General features: G+C 71.7%; 12 protein-coding genes. 2 read left to right on the forward strand and 10 right to left on the reverse strand.

Features of this window, described 5'->3' with window-relative positions:
• Window positions 1-15: 15 nt before the first annotated feature.
• The 3 genes from AB0O36_RS11030 to AB0O36_RS11040 form a co-directional block, all read right to left on the reverse strand.
• The gene (locus AB0O36_RS11030) at window positions 16-774 is read right to left on the reverse strand and encodes a GntR family transcriptional regulator (RefSeq protein WP_365107231.1); all 759 of its coding nucleotides are present in this window, start codon (window positions 772-774) and stop codon (window positions 16-18) included.
• A gap of 251 nt (window positions 775-1025) precedes the next feature.
• Window positions 1026-2165, reverse strand: a complete 1140-nt coding sequence (locus AB0O36_RS11035; RefSeq protein ID WP_365107234.1) for a hypothetical protein — start codon at window positions 2163-2165, stop codon at window positions 1026-1028.
• Window positions 2166-2815: 650 nt separating this feature from the next.
• Window positions 2816-4135 (reverse strand): ROK family transcriptional regulator, encoded by a 1320-nt coding sequence (locus AB0O36_RS11040; RefSeq protein WP_365107237.1) that lies wholly within the window; start codon window positions 4133-4135, stop codon window positions 2816-2818.
• Between the two features lie 55 nt (window positions 4136-4190).
• On the opposite strand from AB0O36_RS11040, the gene AB0O36_RS11045 reads away from it, so the two are divergent.
• Entirely contained in the window at window positions 4191-5321 is a 1131-nt protein-coding gene (locus AB0O36_RS11045; protein WP_365107239.1) for a Gfo/Idh/MocA family oxidoreductase, read from the forward strand.
• Between the two features lie 265 nt (window positions 5322-5586).
• On the opposite strand, the gene AB0O36_RS11050 is transcribed toward AB0O36_RS11045, so the two are convergent.
• The 4 genes from AB0O36_RS11050 to AB0O36_RS11065 all read right to left on the reverse strand — a co-directional run bounded on the left by AB0O36_RS11050 (window position 5587) and on the right by AB0O36_RS11065 (window position 9006).
• On the reverse strand, window positions 5587-6444 hold the full coding sequence (locus AB0O36_RS11050) for a fumarylacetoacetate hydrolase family protein (protein WP_365107241.1): 858 nt from the start codon (window positions 6442-6444) through the stop codon (window positions 5587-5589).
• 156 nt (window positions 6445-6600) lie between these two features.
• Window positions 6601-7383: a membrane protein insertase YidC gene (yidC, locus tag AB0O36_RS11055; protein ID WP_365107243.1), complete on the reverse strand. Its 783-nt coding sequence runs from the start codon at window positions 7381-7383 to the stop codon at window positions 6601-6603.
• Window positions 7384-7571: 188 nt separating this feature from the next.
• The gene (locus tag AB0O36_RS11060; protein ID WP_365107245.1) at window positions 7572-7907 is read right to left on the reverse strand and encodes a DUF6412 domain-containing protein; all 336 of its coding nucleotides are present in this window, start codon (window positions 7905-7907) and stop codon (window positions 7572-7574) included.
• 109 nt (window positions 7908-8016) lie between these two features.
• The gene (locus AB0O36_RS11065) at window positions 8017-9006 is read right to left on the reverse strand and encodes a class E sortase (RefSeq protein WP_365107248.1); all 990 of its coding nucleotides are present in this window, start codon (window positions 9004-9006) and stop codon (window positions 8017-8019) included.
• On the opposite strand from AB0O36_RS11065, the gene AB0O36_RS11070 reads away from it, so the two are divergent.
• Window positions 8919-9917, forward strand: a complete 999-nt coding sequence (locus AB0O36_RS11070; protein WP_365107251.1) for an SEC-C metal-binding domain-containing protein — start codon at window positions 8919-8921, stop codon at window positions 9915-9917. The two genes, AB0O36_RS11065 and AB0O36_RS11070, sit on opposite strands and share 88 nt — an antisense overlap.
• 32 nt (window positions 9918-9949) lie before the next feature.
• Here the strand turns inward: AB0O36_RS11070 and AB0O36_RS11075 are convergent, their stop codons facing one another.
• The 3 genes from AB0O36_RS11075 to AB0O36_RS11085 all read right to left on the reverse strand — a co-directional run bounded on the left by AB0O36_RS11075 (window position 9950) and on the right by AB0O36_RS11085 (window position 13945).
• Window positions 9950-11776 (reverse strand): DEAD/DEAH box helicase, encoded by a 1827-nt coding sequence (locus AB0O36_RS11075; RefSeq protein ID WP_365107583.1) that lies wholly within the window; start codon window positions 11774-11776, stop codon window positions 9950-9952.
• Between the two features lie 11 nt (window positions 11777-11787).
• Window positions 11788-13194, reverse strand: a complete 1407-nt coding sequence (locus tag AB0O36_RS11080) for a transcriptional regulator (RefSeq protein ID WP_365107254.1) — start codon at window positions 13192-13194, stop codon at window positions 11788-11790.
• Window positions 13195-13258: 64 nt separating this feature from the next.
• Window positions 13259-13945 carry a hypothetical protein gene (locus tag AB0O36_RS11085; RefSeq protein ID WP_365107257.1) on the reverse strand — a complete coding sequence of 229 codons (687 nt, stop codon included), beginning with the start codon at window positions 13943-13945 and terminating at the stop codon, window positions 13259-13261.
• Between the last annotated feature and the right edge of the window lie 274 nt (window positions 13946-14219).

Consider the following 14219-nt stretch of genomic DNA (forward strand, 5'->3'; position numbering starts at 1 on the left):
GTGACTCCGTACCGCCTACTGGGCTTTGAGGTGGGTCGTGAAGCTGAAGCGGTCACCTCGGTAGAGCGAACGCACCCGCTCCAGGGGCCGCCCGTCCCGGTCCCGCGAGAAACGGTGGATCAGCAGCATCGGCAGCGCGGGCGGGGTGCCGATGAGCAGCGCCTCGCGGGGGGTGGCGAGGACCGTCTCCAACTTCTCGTCGGCATCGCCGAAGGCGATCCCGAGCCGCTCGTGGAGGTACCCGTAGAAGGACGAATCCGGCTGGAAATCGCTGTCGAGCCGCGGGACCCGGGCGACCCGGATGTACGTGCTCTCCAGTCCGACCCGCTCGTCGTCGGCGAGCAGCACCCGCTCCAGGTGCCAGACGGGCTCGCCCGGTTCGGCGCCGATGCCCGGGGCGAGCTCGGGCGGGCAGGGGAACTGCTCCAGCCCGATCAGGTTCCGGCCCGGCCTGCGCCCCTGCCGGCGTACGCCCTCGGTGTAGCTGGCGAGGGACAGCGGCTGCTCCAGCTTGGGGCCGGCGACGACGGTGCCACGGCCGGAGCGGCGGAGCCGCCCTTCGAGCAGGAGCTCGCGCAGGGCCTGGCGTACGGTCTCGCGGGCCACCTCGTACCGCTCGGCCAGGTCGCGCTCGGTGGGCAGGAGTCCGCCTTCGCCAAGTTCCTCGACGAGGTCGGCGATGCGGGCCTTGACCGCGTAGTACTTCGGGATCCGGCCGTGCTCGGGGATGCCGGAGCGGACGGGCGAACCGGGGCGGTGATCGTTTGGTTCCACGCTGGGACTGTACGCGCTCCGGGCGGGGGCCCTGGGGGCGTACGGGAACGGCATCTGTTGGTGCGTCTTCGGGGTGTGCGCCCGTCCTCGGGCTGCGCGTCCTCGGGCTGTTCGGGGCGCACTCCCTCGGGTCGCACTTCGTCGGGCCGTACGGCCTGTGCCGGTCAGGGGCGGGGCGGCGCACCCGGGAGTTCCGCGGCGCGGGGCCGGGGGCAGCAGCCGGTCAGGACGGGCCGGTCAGGAACGGCCGGTCAGGACGGAGGGCGGAGCCGCCGCGCGACGAGGATCAGGCCGCCGCCCGCGGCGAGGGCCATACCTGCGAGCCCGGCGGCCATCCTGGCGGCCCGCTCCCGGCCGGCGGCGGTGGGAGCGGCTGCGGCGACGGCGGCAACGCTCTCGGCGCGGGCTCCGTCCGCTTCCCCGTCGAGGCCGGTGTGCGCGAGCGACCCCGCCTCCCCCGAGCCGTCCTCGCCCTCCGACGCTCCCCCGGCCTCGGTGTCACCCGCGGACGACCCCTCGGGCCCGTCGACGGAGAAGCGGTACCCGCCGCCCTCGCCGATCCAGTCGCCGTCGTCGCCCCGGCGCCGGACGAGCGCGGCGTCGGCGACGACCTCGCCGGCGGGCGCGCCCTGGGCGAAGGAGAGTCCCACCTTGACGGTGACCGTGGCGCCGGGCGCGACGGAGAAGCCGGAGAAGCCGCTGCCGCCGTCGAAGACGGCGATGACCTCGTCGCGGTCGGTGCGCTCCAGGCTGACCGGGTAGGCGCTGCCGGCCGCGTCGAACTCCATCCGGAGGTGCTCCGGGCGGAGGGCGCGGGCGGCGTCGGTGAACACGATCACCGGGTGCACCGCCGTGCAGGGGGCCGGGCCGGTGTTGGCCAGGTCCAGGTACCAGCTCTGCACGCCCCCGCCGCTGCGGTACACGGCGGGCCCGCCCCGGATCCGGGCGCCGATGGGGAACTCGGTGCTCTTGCCCTCCCCGCACTTGGCCGCCCGCAGCCGCGCGGGCAGGGCGGGCGCGGGCTTGGCACCGGCCCCGGCGCCCGCGCCGGCCGCGACGTGCCCGGAGCCACCGGGGGCCGGGTTGGGCGCCGGCGGCCCGACCTGCGGGACCCAGCCCGGTGCGGCCGCTGCCGGTGCGGCAGGCACGACCGGTCCTGCCAGTGCGACGGGTGCTGCCGGCGCGACTGGTGCTGCGGGTGCTGCGAGTGCTGCCGGTGCTGCGGGTGCTGCGGGTGCTGCGGGTGCTGCGGGTGCTGCGACGAACGACGCCCTCGCCGTGCCCGGCCCGGCATGGGCCGCGCCGGGCGCGGGCAGCGGGGCCGCGGCGGCGGCCGGCCCGCCGAGGGCGAGCAGTGCCCCCGAGAGGGCCAGAGCTTCACGCAGTCGCATGGAGGGCCTTCGCTGCTCGCCGGACGATGGTCGGACCAGGTGACTATCACCCCGCCCAGGCCCGCAGCCTGCCACGCGCCCGAACCACCCTCCCACCTGCCGCGCCCGCCCCACCCCGCTTTACCCCCGTTCAGCCCCCGTCCGATCCGGCCGAACGGCCCCTGGCCGGCGGTCGGTTCGGCCGCCGGAACCGGTCAGCACGCCGACCGAAAGCCGCCGCCCCGGCCGCGCGGGACTCGGCAGCCGGACGCTGCCACCGTGCGCATGCCGGCCGTTGCCCAGGCCAGGGTGGGCATGACGGCCGCACCCCGCCGCCGCGTAGGCGCCGGCCGTTTGCCCCGGCCGGGCTGGGCATGGCAGCCACACCCCGCCGCCGTGTGGGCAGGCGTGCCGCAGGGCGGCACGGGTGGGCACACGGCACCCCAGTCCCGCGAGGGCTCGCGCAGCTCCCCCCAGCCCCCCGCTCCCGCCAACGGGGCCGGACCCCGCTCCGGACGGAGCTCCGCTCAGGGCATTGCCGGGCACCGGCGCAGCCCCGCCCGGGCTTCGAGCGTGCCAGGGCCAGGCGCCCGCCCAGAGAAGGGGCCCGTCACACCGGAGCCACACCGAACCGACCGACGCCCCCGACCCGCCCAGCCCGAAGGCCCCCGCTAGCCGGCGCCGCCGAACAGCGGGGCCAGCACCAGCTCCGCCGCCCCCTCCGCCACACCCACCCGCGCCGGCAGCACCTCCGCCGTCCCCCGCGCCCGTACCGCCCTGGCCACACCCGTCACGAACCCCGCCGGATCGGCCTCCACCACCCGGCCGCCCAGCAGCACCCGCTCCACGTCCAGCAGCGCGACCAGGTTCGCCACCGCCTCCCCCAGCACCCGGGCCGCCTCGGCCACGTCCCCCCGCGCCACCGCGGCCAGGCACAGCACCTCCACGCACCCCCGCGCCCCGCACCGGCACGGCGGACCGTCCAGCATCAGCACCTGGTGGCCGAACTCGCCCGCCGCGGAGCGGCCGTCCCGCCCCCGGTAGACCTCGCCGTCCAGCAGCAGTCCGGCGCCGATCCCCGTCCCCACGTGCACGTACGCCGTCGGGCCCGGCCGGCCCGCGTCAGCCGCGGCCGCCGCCCCCGCGTTGGTGTCCTTGTCCAGCTCCACCGGGACGCCCAGCCGCTCCGCCAGCACCTCCCGCAGCTCGAAGCCCTCCCATTCGGGGTGTCCGGTGACCCGCCCCAGCACCCCGGTCCGCCGGTCGAGCGGCCCCGGCGCCGCCACTCCGACACCCAGCACGCCCAGCACGTCCGGCAGCGCCGCGCGCAGGCGCCCTGGCGTACGTACGCCGGCGCCGACCGGAACGGCGACGGCCGGCTCAACACCAGGCAGCCCGGCACCAAGCAGCCCCACATCAGGCAGCCCGGCGCCGGCCAGGCCGACGTCGGACGGGTCGACACCGGACAGGCCGAGGTCAGACAGGCCGACACCGGACAGGTCGACGTCAGACGGACCGACACCGGACACGTCGACGTCAGACACGTCGAGGCCCCGCGCCGCAAGACCGGACGCGCCCGCGCAGACCTCCCCTACGGCCCCCACCACCGCATCCGCCACCGCATCGGGCCCCCACCCGAAGTCCACGGCCGACCGCACCTCCGCCACCACACGTCCGGCCAGGTCCACCCGGACCACCCGCAGCGCGTCGCGGTCGAGGTGCACCCCGACCGCGTGGCCGGCCTCGGGCACCAGCCGGAGCAGGGTGCGCGGCTTGCCGCCGGTGGACTCGCCCCTGCCTGCCTCGGCGACCAGGCCGTCCCCCCGCAGCCGGGCCGTGATCTTGCTGACGGCCTGCGGGGTGAGCCCCGTACGCGCCGCCAGTTCGCCGCGTCCGAGCCCCTCGGCCCCCGCGCCGCGCAGCAGACCCAGCAGCAGGGCGGCATTGTGTCCGCGCAGCCCCGGCAAGTTCGCCCCAGTACCCCTGTTCACCCGCCCATTCTCTCCCCTCCTTGCACTTCGGCAACACTGTTGCCAAAGTGTCGCCATGAGCACCAGCAGCGCAAGCCCCAGCACCGGCATCGGCACCGGCGCCCGCCCCGGCGGCCCCCTCCGTGTCGGCCTCATCGGCTACGGACTCGCCGGTTCCGTTTTCCACGCCCCCCTGGTCGCCGCGACCGACGGGCTGGTCCTCGACACCGTCGTCACCACCCGACCCGACCGGCAGGAGCAGGCGCGGGCCGAGTTCCCCGACGCCCGGATCGCCGCCACCGCCGACGAGCTGTTCGGGCGTACACCGGCCGTCGACCTCGTGGTGGTCGCCTCCCCGAACAAGACGCACGTCCCGCTGGCCACCGCCGCCCTGGAGGCGGGCATTCCGGTGGTCGTGGACAAGCCGCTGGCCGCCACCGCCACCGAGGCCCGCGCCCTCGCCGAGCTCGCCGACCGTCGCGGCACCTTCCTCTCCGTCTTCCAGAACCGCCGCTGGGACAACGACTTCCTCACCCTGCGCCGGCTGATCGCGACCGGGGAGCTGGGCGAGATCCAGCGCTTCGAGTCCCGCTTCGAGCGCTGGCGCCCGCAGCTGAAGGGCGGCTGGCGCGAGTCGGGCGCGCCGGAGGAGATCGGTGGTCTGCTCTACGACCTGGGCAGCCACCTGGTCGACCAGGCGCTGGTGCTGTTCGGGCCGGCCGTACGGGTCTACGCCGAGACGGACGTGCGCCGCCCGGGCGCCGAGACCGACGACGACACGTTCATCGCGCTGACCCATGCGAACGGGGTCCGCTCCCACCTCTACATGAGCGCGACCGCCGCCCAGCTGGGACCGCGCTTCCGGGTCCTGGGCTCCTCGGCGGGATTCGTGAAGTACGGCCTGGACCCGCAGGAGGGGGCGCTGCGCGAGGGCCGCCGACCGGGTGCGCCCGGGCAGGCGTGGGGCGAGGAGCCCGAGCACTGCTGGGGGACGGTCGGCTCCGGGGAGTCCCCGCTGACCGGTGGCGGACGGCCCGAGCCCACGGTTGCGGGCGACTACCCGGCGTACTACGCGGCGGTGGCGGCGGCCCTGCGGGACGGCGGCCCGGCCCCGGTCACGGCGTACGAGGCTGCGCACGCGCTGGAGGTGCTGGAGGCCGCGCGCAGGTCCTCGGCGGAGGGCATCACCGTCACGCTCGGGAACTGACGGCCGCGGACGACGGGGCGCGTCCACCGACCGCGGACGGGAGACACAGACGGCGGGCGCGCACTCCAGCCACGCACTCCCGGCACGGACGCCGGACACGGACGCCGGGCGCCCAACCGCCGGCCCGAACCTCCGGCCCCGGACATCAGCCCCAACCGTCGACCCCGGACCCCGGCCCCAACCTCCACCCCCGGACACCGGGCGAACGCAGCAGGGGTGGGTACCGCCCGAAGGCGGCACCCACCCCTGCACCGGCATCCGCCGGCTACGCGCTCTTGAACTCCTGGCGCTGGCGGCCGAGGCCCTCGATCTCCAGCTCCACGACGTCGCCGGCCCGCAGGAACGGCTTGGGCTCCGGCTGCCCCGCCGCCACACCCGCCGGGGTGCCGGTGACGATGACGTCGCCCGGGTGGAGGGTCATGAAGTGGCTCAGGTAGCGCACGACCTCGCCGACCGGGAAGATCTGGCTGGCGGTCGTACCGTCCTGCTTGAGCTCGCCGTTGACCCACAGCTTCACGCCCAGCGCCTGCGGGTCCGCGACCTCGTCGGCGGTGACCAGCCAGGGGCCTATCGGGGTGAAGGTCTCGCAGTTCTTGCCCTTGTCCCAGGTGCCGCCGCGCTCGTTCTGGAACGCGCGCTCGGTGACGTCGTTCACCAGGGCGTAGCCGGCGACGTGGGAGAGGGCCTCCTCGGCGGAGGACAGGTAACGGGCGGTGGCGCCGATGACGACGCCGAGCTCGGCCTCCCAGTCGGTCTTCACGCTGCCGCGCGGGATCAGCACGGTGTCGTCCGGGCCGCCGACGGTGTCGGGGGCCTTCATGAAGACGATCGGCTCGGCGGGCGCCTCCGCGCCGACCTCGGCCGCGTGGCAGTGGTAGTTCAGGCCGATGCCCACGATCTTGCCGATGCGCCCGACGGGCGAACCGATGCGCTGCCCTTCCGCGTCGAGCACGGGAAGCTCGCCGGAGGCCGCCGCGTCGCGCACCCGGGACAGCGCGGAGTCGTCGGCGAGGAGCTCGCCGTCCACGTCCGCAACGAGGCCGGAGAGGTCCCGGAGGGTCCCGTCCTGGTCGAGCAGCGCGGGGCGCTCAGCCCCCACCGGACCGACACGCAGCAGCTTCATGGGCATTCTCCCGTGGTCGAGATTGGTCGGCCCTGGGCATGCCCCGGGCCGGACGATGGGTTGCGGCCATCGGAGGATTGGTCGATCCTCCAAGATGCCGGTCCGATCCGCAAACCCTGTTCACAGACTGGACCGTAACCTTCCACCTTCGACCCGCTATGCGCCGATTTCCACCGCTTCCTTCTTCTCCCATCGGTACTGGAGCCAGGCGCGCTCGCCCGCCGTCCACGCGGTCGTGGTCAGCAGGTAGAGACCCGCGGCCAGCGGTACGACGGCCGCGGTGACCAGCGTCCCGAAGGCCATCAACGGCATCACCTTCACCATCTGCCGCATCACCGCCGCCCCCGGCTCGTCCGCGTCCGTCCCGGCCGCCGGCAGCACCGGACCCTTTCCCGCCGCCATGGCCCGCCGCGCCCGCAGCACCGTCCAGACGGCCACCGCCGCGATCGCCGCGAACAGCCCGAGGAAGACCAGCCCCTGCGCGCCGAACGGACCGCCGTCCCCGAGCGCATCCCCCCACGTCCCGCCCAGCGGCGCACCGAGGAGCCCCTCGGCGAGCAGCCCGTTGACCTTCCCGCCGACGCTCCCCGACGAGAACACCCGGTACATCACGAAGAACACCGGCAGCTGCACCAGCATCGGCAGGCATCCGGCCAGCGGAGAGGTACCTGCCTCCGCGTGCAGGTCGAGGACCGCCTTCTGCAGCCGGTCCGCGTTCTTCGGCCCGGGATGGCGGCGCTTCAGCTCGGCCAGCCGCGGCGCCAGCGCGGCCCTGGCCCGCTCACCGCGGAAGGCCGCCCGGGTCAGCGGGTGCAGGGCGACCCGTACGAGAACGGTGAACATCACGATCGCGGCCGCGGTGGCGGAAGCCGCGAAGACCGGATCGAGCACATCGGCGAGCCGGGAAACGAGCAGGGCGAACACAGCGAAAACGGACACGTGGACCCTCCGGGGTCAGTCCTGCCACCGCGCGCCGGGACAGGGCCGCACGGCAGCACCGAAAGAAGGAATCTCGGTGCGACGGACCACGCACAAGAGGGTCAGCGCTCACAACCACAGGAGCACAACTGCACAGCAGACCCGAAAGAAGAAAGAAGAGAAACCCCTGCGGAAAAGGAGGGGAACCCTTACGCGGCCGTCAGGAACGGCCGACCGGGCGCCCTGGGCCGGGAACGGCTCGAGGCATCGGGATCACGCTGCGGAAGGAACGCCGTACGCTGCTCGCGATCACGGATCGCGGTGCGTATTCGGGTGGGCGGCACGGGCGAGGCGGCGCGCGCGACCAGGGCGACGCACCCCAGCACGGCCGTGGCCGCGAAGGTCACGGCAGAGATCAGCCCGCCCTCGCCCGGCACGGCCGAGCCCACCAGGGCCGACCCGAGCAGGAGCGCGAAGAACACGAGGAGAACAGGCGCGGCGACCGGCCCGAGCCGCGCGAACGCACCGCGGAACCCCTTGACCATCCCTTCCCCTCCTCCCGTGCTCACGATCACCGGACCACCCGGCACTCTCCCGCACAACGCACCCCGCCGAACAGGAGTTCCCGCCCCGCCGAAAGAAATCCGCACCGCATCAGCGCAGGGTTCCCCACACCACCAGCCGGTACCTGGAGCTGTACTCGGGCGTGCAGGTGGTGAGCGTGATGTACGCCCCGGGCCCGTCGTATCCGAACTCGGGCCGCACCAGACTCCTCGGCACCTCCGCGATCACCCCGGTGTCCCGCGGCGAGGTCTGGGGAAGCACCTTCCCCACCACGTACACGTACCGTCGCCCGCGCACGTCGACGTACATCTCGTCCCCCGCCCGCAGCCGGTTCACGTACCGGAAGGGCTCACCGTGCGTGTTGCGGTGCCCGGCCAGCGCGAAGTTCCCCTGCGCCCCCGGCCCCGCCGTCCCCGGGTAGTGCCCCACGTACCCCTTGTCGAGCACGCTCCGCCGCCCGATCCCCTCCGCCACCGGCACCACGACCCCGAGCCGCGGTATCCGCAACACGGCGTACGCCCCCCGCTCCCGACCACCGCCACCACCGGTGCCCCCGGAACCATCCGCACCCCCGGAAACACGAGAACCACCAGAGCCACCGGAGCCACCAGCACGGTCACTGTCACGCACACGGTCAGGGGAAGGCGGAGGCTCAGGAAAACGTGAAGGATCAAGGGAACGGGAAGGATCAAGGGAACGGGAAGGGTCAGGGGACGGGGAAGGGCCGGCCCACTCGCCCTCCAACGCCGCCACCTGCTCGCGCGCCCCGGCGACGGCCTGCCGGTTCGTCCACCACACCTGGTGCACCACCAGCAACAACACGACCACCCCGAAGGTGACCGCCAGTTCGGCCGCACCCCACAGTCCCCGGGACAGCACCCGGGCCGGCACCCCGCGCCCCCGCCGCTGCACGACCACCGGTATGCGATCTCTCACGGCCGGCACCCTAGGACCTCCCCCCTCAACTGACCAGCGGCAGTACGGTGTGAACCATGCGCCCCGACACGCCTGCCGAGCACATCGCCGAAGCCGAGCGTCTGATCCGCACGGCGACCCGTTACCCCGAGGACCAGGAGCCACTGCTCCTCCAGGCCGCGGCCCACCTGGAACTGGCCGACGAACGGGAGCGGGCGAGCACCCTCTACGACCAGCTGCTGTCCTCCGACCCCGCCGACCCCCACCTGGTGAAGGCCCTCCAGGCCGCCAACCTCTGGGAGTACGGCCACGAGGCCGAGGCCCGCACCCTGATCTCCGGCATCCGCGCCGCCGCGCCCACCGACCCGGCCCCCTGGGAGGTGATCGCGGAAGCCCTGGAGGCCCACGACGAACTGGCCGACTCCGAGGAGTGCTTCACGGAGGCCGCCACCCTTCTCGTCAAGGAATCGGACCCCCTCACTCCGGCGACCACCGCCCTGCTCACCGGCCGCCACCGGGTCCGCCGGCTGCTCGCGCTCCCGCACGACGAATGGGACATGGTCGCCGACACCCGCCACACCGGCCCGGTCCCGCTCGACGAACTCCACGATCCCAAGCGCATCTGGGCCCTGGGCTCCAACGACCCCGCCGAACTCCGCGCCGAGATCGCCCGCCTCCGCGCCGAACTCGGCGACCGCCGCGCCGCCCTCTCCCGGCCCTTCCCGGTCGCCCTGCTCCACTGGCCGGTCGAGGAGCTCACCGAACTCCTCACCGCCTACCCCACCCTCGCCACGGAATACCCCTCCCACGCGGCCCACCTGACCGCCGTCGAGACCTCCCTCCGCAGCCTCGCCGCCTCCGGCACCCACAACCTCGGCATCGTCACGGGCAGCGTCCCCTCCTACGAAGCCTTCGCCGCCTCCGAGAAGACATCCCCGGCCTCCCCCTCCCTCCTGGCCGAATACGCCACCACCCTCGCCGCCCGCGGCAAAGCCACCCCCTGGCCCCCCTCCCCCACCTCCCCCTGCTGGTGCACCTCCACCAAGCCCTACGCCCAGTGCCACGGCGCGCCCTAGGCTCATGACACGGCGAGGAGCCGCCCGCGCCCTCAGCCGGGCGGCTGTTCCAGGTGCCCGATCAGCGCCTGGAGATCCGCGGAGTCCATGCCCCAGGGGGTCACGTCCTCCTCGGGGTCGGCCAGCTCCTGGACCGTCGGGTCGTCGAGGATCTTGCCCATGAACTCCAGTTTGTGGCCCAGCCGGTCATGGACGATGCCGTCGATGGTCCCGCGTGCGATGAGCACTGTGACGCGTGTTTCCGTATCGGCGGCAAGTCCGAGCCGGTGAATCCGGTCGAGACTCTGCAGGAACCTTCCAGCGGCGAAATCCCTGTCCACATAGATGGCGTCGTGGCACACATGATGAAGGCTGATCCCTTCACCCAAAGTCGCCGGATTGGACAGCAGCACCATGCAGTCGGGATCCTCACGGAACCTGCGGATCTCCTCGTCGCGGTCCACGGTGCCCCCGTGCACGACGGCGGGCCTGAACTTGCCGAGCGCTCCCGCGAGTGTGGTCAGGTTCCTGACGAAAGTGGACCACACCAGAGTCTTCCGCCCTGCGCGGGCGTTCTCGGAGACGGCCTGCAATACGGCCTCGTACTTGGGCGATGTCTCATAGCGGGGGAGGTCCCGCATGAGTTCCTTCAGCGGCAGGCCATCAGACGGCTTCAGGGGCGGAACGTAGAAGGGAAGGGGCTCATGGCGGTCCGATCCTGCCTCCAGCAGCGCCGGGTTCGTACTGGCCATCATGAGGTACACAAGGATCTTGCCGAGTCTGGTGAACTCTTCCTGCTCCCGGGGCGCCAGGCCTACGAGCTGGTTCTGCAGGGCGGAGTAGAGCGTGCGGTGGGCCGCAGGGAGTTCCACGTACTTGACCCGGACCTCGACCGGCGGAAGTCCGAGTTCCTTCTTCGTGGTGCGTGTGAACAGCGGCCGCAGAACCCTGCTCGCGTGCGCCAGGTTGCCGCCGGCCACCGCCCTGTCCACCGCACTCCTGCCGTGTCCCGGCCACACGAAGGACAGCAGGCTCTCCAGGTCCTTGGCACCGTTCGGCGCGGGAGTCCCCGTGAGGATCAGCCGATGGCGGGCGAGCGGGCCCAGGGCCATGCAGGTGGCGCCGTACGTGCCCCTGACCCCGAGCTTCATCCGGTGCGCCTCATCCAGAACCATCATGGCCGGACCCATGCTGAGCCAGTCGGCGAGCTGTGACTGGTACCGGTTCAGCCTTTCGTAGTTGACGAGCAATATCTCCGCGTCGCCGTCCGGACTGCGCTTGAAGATCCGTACGGTCGGCGGATCGATGAAGCAGAGGGCTGCCTCGTCACACCAGGCCTCGTATGCGGACTTCGGGCTGACGACGAGCAGCCGCCTGACCGCCCCTGCCTGCCGCAGAGCCGCGTACACGGCCAGAGCCGTACGGGTCTTGCCGGCTCCGGGCACGCTGAAGTTCGCTCCGTGAGTGAGCGACATCAGCTTCGCGATGTCGCGGATCTGGAAGCTCGTCAGTGGTGCCGCCCAGGACTCCCCCAGGAGCCCGGGAACGTCCGACGCGCCAACCGTGCCCGTGACGTCATCGCCCCGGCTGCCCGCAGTGAGCCGGGCCTCGACCGCCTGGGCATCCCGGACGGATGCCTCAGCGAGGTCTTTGAGGTCGGGCGCGAACGCTACGCCGGCCGGGTCATGCCAGTGGCTGAGGAGTGTGAGGCGGGACAGGAATTCCTCAAGGTCCACCTCTGCAGCCAGGTTTCCCCGCTGGGTACCACTGCTGAAGCGGGCGATCAGCCTGACGAGCTGGGGCTGATCACCGGGAAGGGCCCTGAAGACGACCTTCGTTCTGGTCTCGTCAAAACCCAGTCTGAGAGACGGCTCCACCATGTCGAGCACGTTCAGTCCTCACTTGCGTTGATCAGCCAGGTCATGCCCTGTCCTCGCCTGCGTACCCCCCGGCTCGCTTGCCGCGCCAGTTTCGTCAGGCTCACCTTGAGTCCCAGCAGCGCACTGTCAAAGCTGTCCTCGTCCAGGCTGTCCTTGCCCAGGGCCTGTACGAGGTCGACAACGCTCTGGTCAATGGCCGCGCGGGCGTCATCGAGGCGTTCCGCCGTCGTCTGGCGGACCCGCTTCAGCCTGTCGTCGCGCTCAGCCTCATCGAGTGCCCGCCTCATCCCCCGGCGCACGTCAACTACTTCTTGCTGCGCCGCTTCCCGTACCTCGGCAGACAGGTGGCGGGCTTCCTCGGTGGCCCTGGCCCGGAGAACCCGGTCCGTGGCCGCGCGGGCCTGCCGGACGGGATCGGATGCGGCGGGCACCGAGACGCCGAGTCCCGGAATCGCCACAGCAGCCGGCGACTCGCCCACCTCTGAGCTCATCAGCTCCGGCAGGTTCCCCTCCATGTACACCGACTGGAAGTCCTCGTTGATGAGACGCGTTTTCGTCTTCGCGAAGTCAAGGAGGATGGCAACAATCCGGTTCTCCTTGAGCTGCTCGGCGCGCTCCTGGCTGGAGGCCTCCGCCTTCAGGTAGGTGCGGTGCAACTCCTTGAGGTTCTCCTGGTGTCCTTCGAAGTCAGACAGTGCCAGCTGGGCACCTTCAGGTGTGGCGCTCCGGTCGATCATGTCCCTGATGACACCCAGGATCCAGCGCTCCTGCCTGAAGGTCTTGAGCTGGACGTGGAAAGCACGTGCGATGTCAGCCGCGTCACGGCCGATCAGCTCCTGCTCCTCCATCGCGATGAGACGGTTGATGTAGGAGTAGTCCCGCCGCTTGTCGGGCCGGAGCTGAAGCGCCAGCTCAACCGCGTTGATGTCCTCCCAGGTGAAGGAGGGGGGCAGCACTCCCACCCGGATCGACGGGCGCTTGAGCTTCCGGAGAGCAGCCGCCCTGGTGTTGCCGTTGACCAGGATTCCCTCGTGCGTGATCAGACCTGGCTCCTGCTGGTCCACGCTCCTGAGGCTCTCCAGCAGAGCTTCGAAGTCGGGGTCGACCTCGTCTGGGTTCGCAGGCCTGCCGACCAGAAGCCGGTTCAGGTACTCCTGGCTCTCTGGCTTCCACGGGTCCTCTTCCAGCCCCCGGGCGAGATCCGGATCGTGGCCCTGCTGCGCCCTGATCCGGTGGGTCGCGGGGTTGTAATACAGGTCGCGCAGCGGCATGTCGATCACGCCGACATGCAGGGCCCGGCCGTTCCAGTCGACGGTGACGGTCTCCCGGACTCCGTCGCCTTCCGCAGTCTCCTTGAGCCGGCGCGCAACGAACTCGGCTTTCTCCACAGCATTCGGAGGAAGGTCGAACTTCAGCATCCCCACAGGTCTCCTTGATATCGGGCCTCAGCCCTGTCGTACTCCCGGCCGTCCACAGGCGGAGCTACGCCCGCTCAAGTGCCTGGCGGACAGTCTCCCGCGATTCCGCCGGCAGGCTCCGGTACTGCCCCCACAGCCGCTCCAGCAGGCTGAAGTCCCTGCGGTCTGCCGCCACCCACTGGGTGAAGAGCTCCCGCTCCATCCGGCTCATCTGACCCACGTGTCCGAGCACACCCGTAACGTCGGTCTGCCGGCCACGGCCGCCGATCCGGCATCTGCGGCACTCCGTCACCAGCTCGACGACTACGCCGCCGGGCTTGACAACCTCCCTGCGTGCGAGATCCAGCTGCGCCGTTTCGATGCCACCCTCATACGGCTCGCCGGCCGTGATTCCGCACACGCGGCACAGGTGATCATCACGGTCGAGGATCTCACGCCGCTGTGGAGCCGAGACAGCTGCTGCCTGCTTCACCCTTGACTGCCCGGGCTTCCAGACCTCCGCACCCATCTCCACGAAGCGGTGCTCGCTCGGACTCAGGGTCGCGTCATCCCGATTTGTCGCGATACGCCAGCCGCGGTCCCTGAGGTCGCGCATACGCCGGTCGATCTGAGACGTCTCCGGAAAGGCCTCCCGGAGCTGGGTCTTCGTGAAGACCTCCCCTACACCAACCTCGGCAACCAGCCAGAGCGCGCAGCGGACCATCGTCGCGAGACGCTCATTGCGCCACGAAGGAATGTCAGCGATTACCACGATTTCTCCCCGGAATGATTTCGATGACGAGCACCCCTGGTGTGTGAAGCCCAGCGGCAGAACCCCATTGGAAGGGCCCCACACCACCTGGATCAAGTCGATCCGGATGTTTTCGCCGTAACGCAAACACCTCCATCCGGCCTGCTCCGCAAAACGCAAACACCCGGCGCGCGACCGAAGGAAGCGCAAACATCAAATCTCCGGAACGGATCATTCCTAGTTGCGCACCATGCGGGCAGGCAGGACAGACTGACCTTTCATCAAATTCCGTGCA

The sequence above is a fragment of the Streptomyces sp. NPDC089799 genome (assembly GCF_040684755.1).
GTDB lineage: Bacteria > Actinomycetota > Actinomycetes > Streptomycetales > Streptomycetaceae > Streptomyces.